Source organism: Posidoniimonas polymericola (assembly GCF_007859935.1).
Taxonomy (GTDB): domain Bacteria; phylum Planctomycetota; class Planctomycetia; order Pirellulales; family Lacipirellulaceae; genus Posidoniimonas; species Posidoniimonas polymericola.
Window position 1 is genome coordinate 346,532 of record NZ_SJPO01000006.1, and the last position, 13,337, is coordinate 359,868.

At 68.5% G+C, this 13,337-nt stretch carries 14 protein-coding genes; 3 read left to right on the plus strand and 11 right to left on the minus strand.

The window, feature by feature from the left end; genetic code table 11:
* Positions 1 to 7: 7 nt before the first annotated feature.
* From Pla123a_RS14085 to Pla123a_RS14105, 5 genes are all read right to left on the minus strand, one after another.
* Positions 8 to 565, minus strand: coding sequence for a hypothetical protein (locus tag Pla123a_RS14085; protein WP_146587996.1), 558 nt, complete (start codon positions 563 to 565; stop codon positions 8 to 10).
* The gene (locus Pla123a_RS14090) at positions 562 to 1,065 is read right to left on the minus strand and encodes an RNA polymerase sigma factor (protein ID WP_146587998.1); all 504 of its coding nucleotides are present in this window, start codon (positions 1,063 to 1,065) and stop codon (positions 562 to 564) included. The genes Pla123a_RS14085 and Pla123a_RS14090 overlap by 4 nt, the downstream gene beginning before the upstream one ends.
* A 142-nt stretch (positions 1,066 to 1,207) precedes the next feature.
* Complete coding sequence (locus tag Pla123a_RS14095; RefSeq protein ID WP_146588000.1) at positions 1,208 to 2,128, minus strand: dihydroorotate dehydrogenase electron transfer subunit; 921 nt, start codon at positions 2,126 to 2,128, stop codon at positions 1,208 to 1,210.
* 39 nt (positions 2,129 to 2,167) lie between these two features.
* A complete protein-coding gene (locus Pla123a_RS14100) occupies positions 2,168 to 3,319 on the minus strand; it encodes a pseudouridine synthase (RefSeq protein WP_146588002.1) in 1,152 nt (383 codons plus the stop codon).
* Between the two features lie 77 nt (positions 3,320 to 3,396).
* The gene (locus Pla123a_RS14105; protein ID WP_197527960.1) at positions 3,397 to 4,137 is read right to left on the minus strand and encodes a peptidoglycan recognition protein family protein; all 741 of its coding nucleotides are present in this window, start codon (positions 4,135 to 4,137) and stop codon (positions 3,397 to 3,399) included.
* 237 nt (positions 4,138 to 4,374) lie between these two features.
* On the opposite strand from Pla123a_RS14105, the gene Pla123a_RS14110 reads away from it, so the two are divergent.
* Entirely contained in the window at positions 4,375 to 5,001 is a 627-nt protein-coding gene (locus Pla123a_RS14110; protein WP_146588004.1) for a hypothetical protein, read from the plus strand.
* Here Pla123a_RS14110 and Pla123a_RS14115 read toward each other — a convergent pair.
* From Pla123a_RS14115 to Pla123a_RS14130, 4 genes are all read right to left on the minus strand, one after another.
* Positions 4,976 to 5,917, minus strand: a complete 942-nt coding sequence (locus tag Pla123a_RS14115; protein WP_146588006.1) for a DUF1559 family PulG-like putative transporter — start codon at positions 5,915 to 5,917, stop codon at positions 4,976 to 4,978. The genes Pla123a_RS14110 and Pla123a_RS14115 overlap by 26 nt on opposite strands.
* A 2-nt stretch (positions 5,918 to 5,919) precedes the next feature.
* The gene (locus Pla123a_RS14120; protein ID WP_146588008.1) at positions 5,920 to 7,842 is read right to left on the minus strand and encodes a protein kinase domain-containing protein; all 1,923 of its coding nucleotides are present in this window, start codon (positions 7,840 to 7,842) and stop codon (positions 5,920 to 5,922) included.
* Positions 7,839 to 8,510, minus strand: a complete 672-nt coding sequence (locus tag Pla123a_RS14125; protein WP_146588010.1) for an RNA polymerase sigma factor — start codon at positions 8,508 to 8,510, stop codon at positions 7,839 to 7,841. Before Pla123a_RS14125 ends, Pla123a_RS14120 begins: the two co-directional genes overlap by 4 nt.
* Before the next feature lie 198 nt (positions 8,511 to 8,708).
* Positions 8,709 to 9,356, minus strand: coding sequence for a PAS domain-containing protein (locus tag Pla123a_RS14130; RefSeq protein WP_197527961.1), 648 nt, complete (start codon positions 9,354 to 9,356; stop codon positions 8,709 to 8,711).
* 406 nt (positions 9,357 to 9,762) lie between these two features.
* Here Pla123a_RS14130 and Pla123a_RS14135 point away from each other — a divergent pair, with 406 nt between their 5' ends.
* Positions 9,763 to 10,482 (plus strand): PEP-CTERM sorting domain-containing protein, encoded by a 720-nt coding sequence (locus Pla123a_RS14135; protein WP_197527962.1) that lies wholly within the window; start codon positions 9,763 to 9,765, stop codon positions 10,480 to 10,482.
* 56 nt (positions 10,483 to 10,538) lie between these two features.
* On the plus strand, positions 10,539 to 10,787 hold the full coding sequence (locus tag Pla123a_RS14140; RefSeq protein WP_146588014.1) for a hypothetical protein: 249 nt from the start codon (positions 10,539 to 10,541) through the stop codon (positions 10,785 to 10,787).
* 245 nt (positions 10,788 to 11,032) lie between these two features.
* Here the strand turns inward: Pla123a_RS14140 and Pla123a_RS14145 are convergent, their stop codons facing one another.
* Both Pla123a_RS14145 and Pla123a_RS14150 read right to left on the minus strand, forming a co-directional pair.
* Positions 11,033 to 12,010, minus strand: coding sequence for an SUMF1/EgtB/PvdO family nonheme iron enzyme (locus Pla123a_RS14145; protein ID WP_197527963.1), 978 nt, complete (start codon positions 12,008 to 12,010; stop codon positions 11,033 to 11,035).
* Between the two features lie 559 nt (positions 12,011 to 12,569).
* On the minus strand, positions 12,570 to 13,328 hold the full coding sequence (locus tag Pla123a_RS14150; RefSeq protein ID WP_146588018.1) for a hypothetical protein: 759 nt from the start codon (positions 13,326 to 13,328) through the stop codon (positions 12,570 to 12,572).
* Positions 13,329 to 13,337 lie beyond the last annotated feature (9 nt).

Below are 13,337 nucleotides of genomic sequence, written 5' to 3' on the forward strand. Positions count from 1 at the left end.
CCACGAGTCAGGAGCGACTGCCGTCGAGCCCCTGCTCGGCGAGCATCTGCTTCATAAGTTCGCGTGAGGTCGTCAGCACACGCGGCTGGCCAACAACCGTGACGCCCTTGTCCGGCTCGATTCCAAACTCGTCAAACTGGCCCGCCACCACCGCCTGCCGCAGTACTAGGTACGGCGCCGATGGGTTGGAGCGGAGCGGCGCGGCCCAGGGCGGCGTGGACGTTTGCGGTCTGGTCTTCTGAAGTGTCGAGACAGGGGGGACCTCGACAGGTTCGGTCACCTCGACGACTGCCGACGCGACCGGCGACACCGCTTGCTCGGTGTGCCCGCTTGTCGATGGCGAAGCTTGCTGCACTACTACCGCCAGCAGCGCCGCCGCGGCCAGCGTCGAGACCGCCGACGCGGCCTTCCACCAGTTGGTTGTCTGAATCGTGGGCCGCGCGAGCTGCGCCTCGGCCGCGGCCCAGCCCGCTTCGTACATCAGCCGGTCGCGGTCGATCTGCACGGCCGGCGGCCGGACCGCGGCGAGTCGCGCCTCGAAGTCGTTGTTGGAGTGCTCGTTCATGGTTCGCGCTCGGTAGGGGTCGTGGCGTCACAAACTTGACGGAGGGTCTCTAGCGCCTGCTCGTAGCGGCGGTGCGCGGTGGCGGTCGACAGGCCGAGTGTGTCGGCAATCTCGGCGAACGTGAGCCCGCCCCACAGCCGCAGCACCACCGCCTCGCGGTCGGGGCCATCGAGCTGCGCGAGCAGCTCGGCGATCTCGGCAAAGTCGGTCGCTTGAGAGCCGGCGGTCGCGACGCGGCTCTGGCCAACGGCCTGCTCGCGTTCGCGGCGGCGGCGGTCGCCCCGCGCGGCGTTCAGCGCCCTTCGCTTCACCACCCGGTACAACCAGGCGACCGGCGAGTCGGGCGTCCGCGGCTGCCGGGCGAGTTCGACCAGCGCCTCCTGCACACAGTCGTCGGGCGACGCCGTCCACTGCGAGGCGTACAACGCCAGCACAGCGCCCTGCTGGTTCAGCAGTCGGCCGATCAGCTCAGGCGAAGGCGATTCGTGTGAAGCAGGCATCCGGCGACCCCGTGACCATCCGTTTGGAAGAGAGTCACCGCCAGACTAGCGGATTTCTTACCGGGCCGCGAAATTGCCCAGAAAAGGGAAAGGACGCGTCACGAAGAGGGTCGGGGCAGCCGCAGCGGCGTCAGCTGCAACACTACCACTCGATCTTCGCCGCGTCGAACACCGGGCCATCGACGCACGTCCGCTTGTAGTCCCAGTCGCCCGCGGGTTGCTTGACCTTCGCGACGCAGGAGAAGCAGATGCCGATGCCGCAGGCCATCGGCGTTTCGAGCGACACCCGGCATGGCGCGCCGCGGTCGAGGCAGATCTTGGCGACCGCCTCCATCATCGGCTCGGGCCCGCAGCAGTCGACCTGCACCCGCTTACCGGCGTAATCGTCGCGCGCTTCGTCAAGGGCCTCATTGAGCAGGTCGGTCACCAGCCCGTGGTGGCCGACCGAGCCGTCGTCGCTGGCGATGCGGAGGTCGAGCCCGGCGGCGCGGAAGGCGGGCTCGCCCGCCAGCAGGTCGGCGGTGCGGACGCCGTAGCACATCACGACTTCGGCGGCGGCGCCTCCCACACGGGCCGGCGCCCCGTACCGCGCGGCGCCGAGCGACTCCTTGCCCGCCGCCAGGAATGGCGTGTAGCCGATGCCGCCGGCCACCAGGATGCGGCGGTCGCACTCCACCGGATCAAACCCGTTGCCCAACGGGCCCCACAGCTCGACCGTGCGGCCGGGCTGGCAGGCGGCCAGTGCGGTTGTGAGCTTGCCGTGCACCAGGTACACGAAGTCGAGCGCCACCGCGGCGCCCGACCCGTCCCGCACGACGTCGTACATGGCGAAGGCGCGGCCTAGCATCGGGTCGACCTGGCCGGCCACCCGGACCATCACGAACTGACCAGGCACGATCCGCTCGGCGATCCCGGCGGCGTCGATACGCATGCGGTACGTGCCGCGGGCGAGCTGCTCGTTCTCGAGCACCACGGCCGGCGTGAAGGCGGCATGGTCGGCGTAGTGGGCGGCGTGCAGCGAGTCGTGCCCGTTGGCAACGTGACAGTCGGGGGCGTCGTCCATGGCGTACCTTTTCTCTCCCGCGAGGGGGCGGCGGCGGGCTTACTCGATGACTCGCCGGCCGGCCTTGTTGGTCGCGGAGGCCGACTTCTTGGCGCCCGGCTTCTTTACGGCCGGCTTCCGCTTCTTCTTTGGCGCCAGCTTGCCCTCCTGGGCGGCCTCCGAGTCGACGACGCACTGCCGCAATGCCTTGACCTCTTCGCGGGTCAGCGGGCGGTAGGCGCCGGCGGGCATCTCGCCCAGCTTGATCGGTCCGTGGGCGACGCGGGTCAGCTTCTGCACCTTGTGACCCATGGCGGCCAGCACGCGGCGGATCTCGCGGTTGCGGCCCTCGTCGAGCACGACTTCCAGCAGGGTCGACTTCTTGTGCCGCGACTTGATCTTGGCCCCGACGAAGTGCACCTTCCCCTCGGCGATGTAGATGCCGTCGCGGGCGGTCTTGAGCTCCTCGGCCGTGATGTGCCCCGCGACCTGCACGAGGTAGGTCTTCTGCACGCCGTGCCGCGGGTGGGCGAGCTGGTTGGCGAGTTCGCCGTCGTTGGTCAGCAGGATCAGCCCCTCGCTGGCCATGTCGAGCCGCCCGACGTTGAACACGCGGCCCATCTGCGGCGGCAGCAGCTCGGTCACCCGCGGCCGTCCGGACGGGTCGCGGGCGGTGCAGACATAGCCCTCGGGCTTGTTGACCGCGAAGTACACCTTCTTGGTTTTCTTGAGCGGCTCGCCGTCGACCCAGATCTCTTGCTTGGAGGGGTCGACCCGCACGCCAAGCTCGGTGATCGGCTGGTCGTCGACCATCACCCGGCCTTCGAGGATTAGCTGCTCGCACTCCCGCCGGCTGGCGATCCCGGCCGCGGCCAGCACCTTCTGCAGCCGGTCCTTGCCGTCGTCGGGGTGCTGCTTCTGCGCGGCGGGGCGTTTGCCGGCTGCGGGCTTCCTGGCGTAGGGCGCTTTGCTGCCGCTGGGCTTGCCGCCGCTGAATTTACTGCCGCTGGGTTTGCTGCCGCTGGGCTTACTGCCGCCAGGCTTTCCAGTGGCCTTCGCGCCGGCCTTCTTTGGGGCGCCTTTCTTCGGACCTGCCGTCTTGGCGCCGGCCGTCTTCGAACCGCGGCCGGGACGCTTGGGCTTGCCGCCTGCTTTGGGGCCTTTGCCACCAATGGGCGTATTCTTGCGGGGTTTCGAGGCGCGTTTGGGCATGGTTTCTCTGTGCGGCGGGAGGGTTGCCCATTGTACCCTGGCCGCCTGTCCCTCGACAGGGACGATCGCGCCCTCAACTACTCCTGGGGGACCCCTTCGGACTCGGTGATCAGCTTTTTCGGCCCCTCGGCAAGCGGCGCCCCCAGTTCAATGCGCGGCTCTTCGCCGTCGAGCACCCGGCCTACCCAAGTATTGAACTCGGGCGGGTCGCCCTCGAAGTACCGCGCAAAGTCCCGCCCTGGGCAGCTGGTCTGCCCCTTGGCGACCTTGCCGTGCGTGCTGATCGCCGCGAGCGGCAGTTCGAACTTGCCGAGCAGCCAGGCCGTGAGCCGCACCGCGGAGTCGACCTGCGCCGGGCTGGGGCGTTGCTCCTCGAAGTTGCCCATCAGCTCGACGCCGATATGGCCCGCCAGCTCGTACTTGGTGTTCGACTCGGGCTCGTAGTCGAGCGGCCGCCCCTCGTAGATCCGCCCGTCGGGCGCAATCAAAAAGTGGTACGGCAGGTCGGGCCAGTAGGTGTTGCGCGGCGGCGGCTCGACCTCCGGGCGGCGCTTGCCCCACGACTGCATGTTGCGGATGAAGGCGACCGGGTCGCGGCCGGCGTCCCACTTCACACCGGCGTGGTGCAGGGTCACGTACTTAGGCGTGTGCCGCCGGCTGTCGTCAATCGGGTCGGGGTCCGAGCCCCACTGCTCGGCCGACACAAACCTCTCGGGCCTGGGAACGTCGACCTCCGCTCCCGTGGCACGCGCCGCGGTCGAGAACGACAGGCCGACCGAGGCGGCGAGAAGACCGATAGCAAGACAGGTTCTGATCACGACTGATCTCGGCGTAAGCAAGTGCGGGGCGACCGGGCGGCCGCTCTCACCCCACACTAAGGAAACGCCCCCGACGCCCGCAATTGCCTATCTGGCCGCCGCGGGCGTTTTGCGCAAATCGCTGCCGATCTTTACGCGGGCCGATCGCCGCGGGCGTGAAATGCACCGGCGTTAACCAGTTGAAGGGGCCGAGCGGCCCCCAATCACTACCGCTACCAACGAACGGAGTTGAATCCCATGAATTCGCTAAGAAGCATTGCCGGCGTCGCTGTCGCGGCGGCTGCGCTCGTCTGCCCAACGCAGACTCGGGCAGAACTGACAGGCGTGTACGACCTCACCTGGAACGGCGCCGAAACCAGCACCGCCACCGAGTTCCCCGCCGGGATCTACTTCGAAACCTACCCCATCCGTGGAGGGCTGCAGCTCGACCTCGACCCGGTCACGCCGCGGCTGATCAATGTGCAGTCGGACATCATGCTCCACCCGGGCGGCACGCCCAACAGCCCAGCGGCGATCAGCCCCGAGGTGTGGGGCAACTTCGACCTGCTAACCGGTGTGTATGCCGCCCCGGCCAACGAGGGCGACATCTCTCTGGTGTTCACGCCGACCGTGCCGGACGGGCTGATCCGCGGCGGCTGGGAACTGTTGGTCGACATCACCAACGGCGGCCAGAGCCTGTCGCTCACCGGCGGTATCCAGCAGGAAGCGACCTCGCCCATGGAGCCGGATGTCGTGTTCGCGGTCAGCGGCCAACTCATCGAGGGCGACTTCACGGGCTTCCGTGTGCCCGAGCCCGCCGCCGGCATGCTGCTGCTCTCTTGCTCTGCGTGGCTCGGCGTCATCGCCAGTCGCCGTCGTCAATGATCTCTTCTCCGTGGCGGCTCATCAGCGCCGCCACCACGCCCCATTCCGCGTCGGCGCCAAGCGTGAGTGCAGCCCCATCGCACATCACAACGTTGGCGCCGGCGTGGAACCCGTACGGCCCCGAATAGTTGTCGAGGTTGACGCCGGTCGTGTAGTAAGCGGCCATCTCGGCGGTCGCCCACGGGCCCTCGGTCGGCGACGCCGGCCTGGGGACGCCTCCGCCGTCGAATCGGGACGGCTTGCCCGCCTGCTCCACCAGCAGGATGGTCTGCGAGAGCCCATCGGCAATCGCCCGCAGCGGGACCCGCTCAGTCCGCCGCCGCAGGCCTTCCGCGTCCGGTGCGATCTCAACGCCGGGGACCTGGGTGGCGTCCCTAACGCCGCACCCCGGACTCCAGGCCCCGGCCTGAGGCGTCGCGTCCGGCGCGGCGGTCACCTCGAAACAGGCCGCGTAGTCCGCCGCCGCCAGGGCCAAGTCGTCCTGCAGCACCCCACCGCTAGCCGACACGCCCAGCCCGGTCACGACCCGCGGGAAGCCGGGCGCCGACGGGCACTCGTAGACCGCGATCGGCGTCGCGGCCGCGCGGCGATTCACGGGGTCGAGCGGCGGCCGCTGGCGGTCTAGCTGATCGGCCAGCGGCTGCTCTTCAAGCTCGCCGAGGATCGCCGACCGCCAGCCGAAATTTTCCCACGGGGCCGCGTGGTCGCTGGCCCACATGGCCGGCAGCCGACCGCCGTGAGCCTCGCTGCAATTGGCAATCGCCAGGGCGACCTGCCGCAGGTTGTTGAGGCACGCCATCCGGCGGGTCGCCCCGCGCGACGCCTGCACGGCGGGCAGCATCAGCGCGGCGAGCGCGCCAATGATCGCGATCACTACCAGCAGCTCTACCAGCGACATCGCCCTGCGGGACCCCATAGCTACGACACCCTCAAGTAGGTCATCTCGGGTTGCAGAAACACGCTCTCCCCGCCGGCCGCCGCCACGCCGATGCGTCCGACGCACGCGGCCGCAGCGCCCCGCGGCCCCCTCGCGGCGCGGCGTTGCCCCTCGGCCGACAGCGTCCACGCCTCCTCGGGCGCCAGCCCGCCGTTCCACCGCACCGCGGGGAAAGCGCCGGCTCCAATTGTCACCTCGAGCAGCTGATCGCCCGCCGCGCGGTCGAGCCGCACCAGCGTCTCGGCGAGCGGCGTCCGCGTCGGCGGACCGCCGTCGGAGCCAACCGACCACGCGCTCCACAGTAGCCGCCGGGCGGACAGATCCTTTGGGTTGTCGGGCGGCCTCAGCTCGATCAGTTGAAACGACTCGACGCCGCCATCCGCCAACTGCCTGCCGGCAAAGAACACCCCCGACGCACCGAGCCACTCGTTCTGCCGGATCCGCACCCGCACGCCCAGCGGCGCTGCCACCGCGTGGCCCAGGCTCAGCAGGGCGAGCTCGGCAGCGTCGAGGCGGAGCGTGCCGTCGGCGAGCTGCTTGTGCTCGACCTCCTCGGCAGCGCCGAACGATAGCCACAGCCCGTCCGTTGGCTGCAGCGGTCGCCAGTGCGACCGGCGGAGCCGCTGCTCTGACTTGGCAAACAGCCACGCGCCGTTCGACCACGCCCCGATCCCGATGCCGCCGATACCTGCCGCCGCCGCGGCGGCGAAACGCCGCCGGCTCACGCCCGCCCGCTCCTGGACTACGGAGGTTGTGCGTGAGTCCTTGCCGTCCTGCGAGAGAGATTCCGCAGCGACCAACGCCGCCAGGTTCGCCGTCCGGGCCGGGCCGCGGAGCCGCTTGGCGACCTCCGCCGCCGAACCGACCCGCAGGGCGACCTCGCGCGTTAGCATCTGCGCCACCAGACGCTCTAGGCGGCGGCTCGCGTCGGGGCGTTCCCTACGCAGACTGCCGCCGCCCGGTACCGGCGGGCGGCCTACCAGCAGCCGCCACAGCGTGCACCCGAGGCTGTACACATCGGCCCGGCCGTCGACCCGGTCGAAGTCGGTCCACTGCTCCGGCGCCATGTACTCGGCGGTGCCGAGCGGGCGTACGGGCGGGGCGGCGGCGGGCGGCGCGTCGTGCCGGCCCGCGATCCCCAGGTCGAGCAGCCGGACGTGGCCCTCGTGGTCGACGATCAGGTTGGAGGGCTTCACATCGCGGTGCACCCAGCCCAGAGCGTGCGCGTGGTCGAGCGCCTCGGCCGCCTGCCGCACCACTTCGCACGCGTCGGCCACACGCAGCGGCCCCTCGCCCGCGAGCCGACCCGCGTCGACGCCTTCGATCAGGTCCATCGCCAAGTAGTACAGCCCGTTGTGCTGCCCGGCGTCGGTCGCCCGGACGATGCCCGGGTGCCTGAGCTGGCCCGCCGCCTTGGCCTCGCGGAGGAACTGCTCAGCGGCCTCGGCGTCTGGCAGCCGGCCGGGGTCGAGCACCTTGACGGCGATCGGCAGGTCGAGCCGCGTGTGCCGCGCGTGGTAGACCGCGCCCCACGCCCCGCGGCCGATGCAGCGCTGCAGCTCGTAGTTGCCGAACTGGCAGGGCAGGGCGCCCACCGGCGGGTCGGCCGGACGGCCCGCACGGGGCCAGCCGACCGCCGTCGCCGGCGTGCCGAGCAGCGTCGCCTCGAGTCGTTGGAACTCCGGCTCGTCGTCGTCCACCGCGGTGAGCGACGACAACGCGCGGATGGTCGCGTCGCTCGCGTCGGTCAGCGTGTCGGCCGCCTGCGCGCAGGCGTCGCATTCTTCGAGGTGCTGCTCGAGCTCGCGGCAGCGGGCGTCATCGAGCGTGCCGGCGTAGTACTCGGCAACCCTCGCACTGAGCGGGCAGCGGCCGCCGGCGTCAGTGGGCGGGGCGGCGTTCATGACGGTTCCGGCTTCGCTTCGCCCGGCGCTCCGCCCCCTTCGAGCTCGGCCCGCAGCCTCCGCAGCACGCGCATCTTGACGATCCGCACCGTGTTGGCCGAGACTCCGAACTCGCTGCCCACCTCGACCGCCGACTGGCCGTCGACCGCCACCCGCCAGAAGAACCGCCAGTTGCGGGGGCCGACCTCGCGCCGCACCCGCTCGATCGCGGCGGCGGCGCGGGGGTCGAGCGTCGGGGATGCCACGGCCCGTGATGCTTCCGGCTGGGGCGCCGCTTGGGCCTGCGGTGGGGCAGCGGGCGCCGCGGCCAGCAGGCCCAGCGCATCGGTCCCGCCGAGCGCCTGGTCGTTCCGTTTGGCGAGCCCGCGGTAGTGGTCGCGTACCTTGTTGTCCACAATCCGCCGCAGCCAGCCGCGGAAGGTGTCGCCCGGCCGGTCGCGGCGGAACGTGGCCAGGTTCCGCGCCACAGCCCCCAGCGCGTCCTGCACCACGTCCGCGGCGTCGGCCGGCTGCAGGCCGGCCACGCGGCACCAGCGGTACATGCGTCGGCCGTAGATTCTCACCAGGTCCTCCCAGGCAGCAGGCTGCTGGTCGCCCGCCGCACGCAGCAGCGTCAACGACGTCACACTCACAGGTTCGTCCGCAGGACTAACGGAGGAGCATTTCATCAAGCAGGCCTGGAAGAGAAAATGGGCGTCTGCGGGCCGTTTACCGCGGAATTGCCCTGATTCTAAGCGCCCGTTCGCAATGGCCGCAACTAGTTTGGCCGCTAGCCCCGCGCTACCGACGGCGAGCACGCCATCGAAGCCTTGCCCAACCAATCACGAGCATCGCCCGCGGGGCATTCTCCAACCGATTGACGCAGCTTATTCTGCCGCCGGCTGACCGCTCGAGGGGTAATAGATCTCGACGCACTCGGGGCAGATGCTGTGGGTGAAGTCGGCTCCGGTGTGCGAGGCAATGAAAGCCTCAATCCGATTCCAGTAGCCGTCGTCGTCGCGGATCTTCTTGCAGCCGGCGCAGATCGGCAGCAGCCCCCGCAGCACCCGGGCGTTGTCGACTGCCTCTTGCAGTTCGCGCATCAGCCGTTCGTTCTCGAGCTCGACCTGCTTGCGGGCAGTAATGTCGGTGTGGGTGCCGACGACTCGCAGCGGCTCGCCGGCCTCGGTCCAGCTCATGACCTTGCCCCGGTCGCAGATCCACAAGTACGAGCCGTCTTTGCACTGCACCCGATGCTCGTTGTGGTAGAAGGGAGAGCCGCCGCTGAGGTGGGCGTTCAGGTCGGCGTAGACCGCCTCGCGGTCGTCGGGGTGCACCCGCTTGTCCCACTCGGAGAGGTCGTTCGAAATCTCGTGCTCCCCGAACCCGAGCATCTGCTTCCAGCGTCTGGAGAAGAACACCTCGCTGGTGACCACGTTCCAGTCCCACACGCCGTCGCGGTTGCCCTCCATCGCGAAGGCCCACCGCGTCTCGCGGTCGGCGGACAGCTCGGCAGACTCCGTTAGATTGGTCACCTGCCGCCTAAGTTCAGCGACTTGGTCGCGCAACTGCTCGGCCGACTGCCTACTAAGGCTACCGTCGCTTTCCACGCCGACACCCGTGCTGGATCAGAAGAGAAGAGGTTCCGTCGCGTGCCGCGACGCCCGCCGGGCGCCACACGCCACGCCCCAATTCTGCCCTCCTGACGCCTCTATTCCAATAGCATTCTCGGCAAGCAACGCCCCGACGGGGCCCGAGAATCCGCAACCCATGCGACTCCCCGCTCCTGCTCGCTCGGCTGCCAGTCCCCTCGCTTCGTTGAGACCCGTGCGACCCGGTCGTACAATGGCGAGCAGCACGTCTTGCGACGTTCGGCTTACCTAGCACAGGGGCGGTCTCATGAGGTTTGGCGGGGTAGCGGTTCTGGCGTCGGTCGGGATCTTGAGCACTTGGTCCACGCAGGCTCAGGCGGCGCCGGCGACAATTGTGGTGGCCGATTCGGTAGCCGAGTTCTCAAGCGTGCAGGGGCAGGACGGCTGGTACTACGGCTATTACACCGGCGCCCCCAGCTCCCCCGACGACTTCATCCCGATGACCGAGTACGACCCCATCGAGCAGGCCTGGAAGGTCGACGATAGCCTGCCGGCGCCCGTCTACTGGACCATGCTCGACCGGTTTGGTGGGCACCCCAACGGCTCGTACACCAGCAGCGGCCGCACACCCGCCGAGCACCGGGCCGCGCGGAGGTACGTGAGCGAGGTCGCCGGCCTGGTGACCATCGCCGGCGAGCTCGCCGACCGCGACCCGTACCCAGGCACGCTCGGCGCCCGCGGGCACATTCATGTAGACGGGGTGCAGCGGTTCATCACCAACCTGCCTGACGGCTCGCTGCCAATCGGTTACTCGATCGAGGCGGACGTGCATGTTGGCTCGATCATCGACATCGTCATCAACCCGGCCGCCGACGACTACGCCGACCTCACCCGCTTCACGGCCGTCATCACCACCATCGCACCCGAGCCGACCCAGCTCGGCCTGCTGGCGAGCGCCGCCGCGACCCTGCTGCTGCGGCGGCGGACGCCTAGAAAGTCAAGGGAACGCCAATCGACGCTGATTTTCGCTAATGACGGCTCGCGCGGTGATTATCGCCCTCAGCGCTGATTTGTGTCCCGTCGAACTTGCGTCCAACTGGACCGCACCAGAGGATCAACCACAACATGGCTTCCGGAAGACCTTGCGAACAGTGCGGGCGGCGGTGCGGGCCCGACAAGTGCCGCACGGTGGAGTTCAGCCAGAAGAGCGGCCCGGCCGGGCGTGCGGGCGAGCCGACCGAGACCAAGACCCGCCTCGTCTGCCTCGAGTGCGCCGCGCAGCGCGACTCGACCGAGAAGTCGATCGTGCAGGCGGTCTTGTTCGTCCTCGGCGGCCTGGTGGTCCTGCGGCTGCTGGTCGCTTGGCTGGGGTAGGGTGGCCAATCAGAGAGGGGAGCACTGATATCCGCCAGTGGCGTCGCCCCCAATGATTAGCGGCTATTAGCGCTGATTAGTGTTCCCCAGCAAACGGACGGGCCGGTTGCCGCCTTCGCTCTTCGTTGCCTTCTGTCCTTGAGACTCGCCGGGATGAACAGAAGGGAACGAAGACTCCTTGAATATCGGCCGCAAGAATCTCCCTGCAATTGGTTCCTGACACCTTTGCAAGTTCGAATGTGGATTCATTCGAAGTTGCAACCACGGCGAGGGACTGCTAGTAGTGCGAATACAAGAAGGAATAGGGATGCTGTCGGCTCCGGAACACGAACAACTCGGAATCCAACATTCACGGGATTCCCAGTCGGCGGAAACGTATTACGGAAAGATGACGAAAGATCTATTGCTCCGATCGTTGGTCCTGAGTCGCCTCCTCTAAGGCCGAGCAACTCCCCACCCCTGTCATTGACCAAGTCTGCCGCTGTTTCCTCCCACTCGATCACATTCCCACCCTGCCCGATGGTCCTGAAAGGACTCGCCCCACCTGCAAGTTGTACGTCGGCGGGCCCGGTCACCTGGTTCCAAACGGCCGTGCCAGGGTCCGTTCCGCTGGCAACCGGAATTGGCGGCTCATCGCTTCCGGTAGGGTAGTCCCACCAGACCTGGGCGATGGGGTCGTAGTACGCCGCCTTGTACCACTCGTCGACGCTCGGCAGCACGTACACGGCGGCGCGGTTGCGGAAGGGGTTGGCCGGGTTGTAGCCGGCGTCGTCGGGCGACCAGAGCTGGAACGCGCCCTGCTCATCGAACTTGTACGCGGGCGGGTGGCCCTGGTCGGCGTTGAGCCAGTTGACGAACCGGGCCGCTTCGAACCAGCTGAGGCTGGTCGCCGGCTTCTGCGGTCCGCGGTCGTCGAGTGTCAGGCCGAGCGGCTCGCCGGCCAGTTCGCTGAGGGCGTTCGCGCTGCGGACTGCCTCTTCAGGGACCTCGTACTTGCAGATCTGGTAGACGTAGTCGACCCGGCCGGCGGGGTTGGGCGCGCCGGTCGTGTCGGCGGGGTTGCCTGGGGCGCCGATCGTGACGAACGGGATCTCGAAGCGGTGCTCGCCTGAGCCGAACCAGTCGGCGTGGGCCGGCGAGGCGCCCGGGAGCAAGTCAACGAAGAGTAGGCCGACCAAGATCAGTGTCAGCAAACAGACACGCTGCGTGGATCGATCGGCCATCAGTTTTCCTGCTCGGGTCGCGGTTGGGGGGCTTGGCTTTGCGGCGGTGAGGGTCATTCTAGCCCGAAGTTGGTGGGGGCCGCCAACGAGCACTCGCGCGGTGGGGAAAGAGAGCGGGTGATCGCCGGTGGTTGGAGCGACCGCGGCACGGGGTGGGCCTGACGGCCCACGCTAGGTTGAGCGCGGGGGTCGCAATCGATTAGCGTTGATCAGTGTTCCCCCTTTTTATTGCCGCCGTTGAGAGCGATTTCTAGCGCTGCATCGATCCCGACTTCTCACCGGATTTCGGTAGAAATAGGGCCGGTAGCGCGGTCCAATAGAGGGGCTGCAGAAGCTAGGCCCCGAGCGGCCGATCGCGTTCGCGAAACGACTTTTGTCCGCGCTAGCGGGCAGGATCGGACAAAAGTCAGCGGAGGCGGATCAGGGCTGTTTTCGCAACGGCCACAACTGGAACGACTTACGGCGATCTTCGCCGGAAATGGGGCCCGACTTTTGTCGCTATGAATCGATGTCGGAATAGCGGACAAAACTCTACGGGGACAATATTCCGCCGGCACGCTTAGGCAGCCGCACCGCCGAGCGTGCCGATTGCCTGGAGCACGCAGACCACGATGTACAGCAGCAGGGTGACCCACCACACCATCACGACCCGCGCCGGGGGCTGCACGCCGACCGCGTAGGTCAGCAGGCCGGTGACCGCCACCAGGCCGAGCACGACCGCGAGCGCCTTGGCCCCGATCGCGGCGCCAATGCCCATCACCACCGCCGCCACCGTGACGGCGATCATCATGTCCTGGAAGGAGAAGCTGAGGCGGAAGCGGGACTCCTGGACGGCGGCCTCGAGCTCGGCGTCGGCCTCCTCGAGTTCTTCGTCGTACATCGTGGGGGGGCCGCCGATGTTCTCGGTGGCCTGCCGCTCTCGGGAGCGGCGGACTACCTCGGCGCGGCGGGCCGCGGCCTCGTCGATGCGTTGCTGCTCGCGGCGGTTGAGGTACCAGTGGGTGATGATCAGCGCGACGGTCGTGCCGACCATCAGCACCGCGAAGCCGTTGGTCAGCTTGGCGAGCGTCAGGCCGATCGCCAGCACCGCGGTGGCGATCAACAGGTGCTTGGTCTGAAACTGGAACTGGAAACTGTCGGAAGGGTCGAGCATGTGCCGCTCTTCCATCGCCCGCTGCGCGTTGTCGATCTCCAGCGAGTCGGTGGCGTGGCGGAACTCGGCTGCGGCCCGCTGACGGGCGAGCTGCTCGACCGACTCGTCGGGCGCCTCGAGCTCGTAGTCGTCGTCGGCGTCGTGGGAGAGGGGTTCGTGCGGCATAGAACGGGG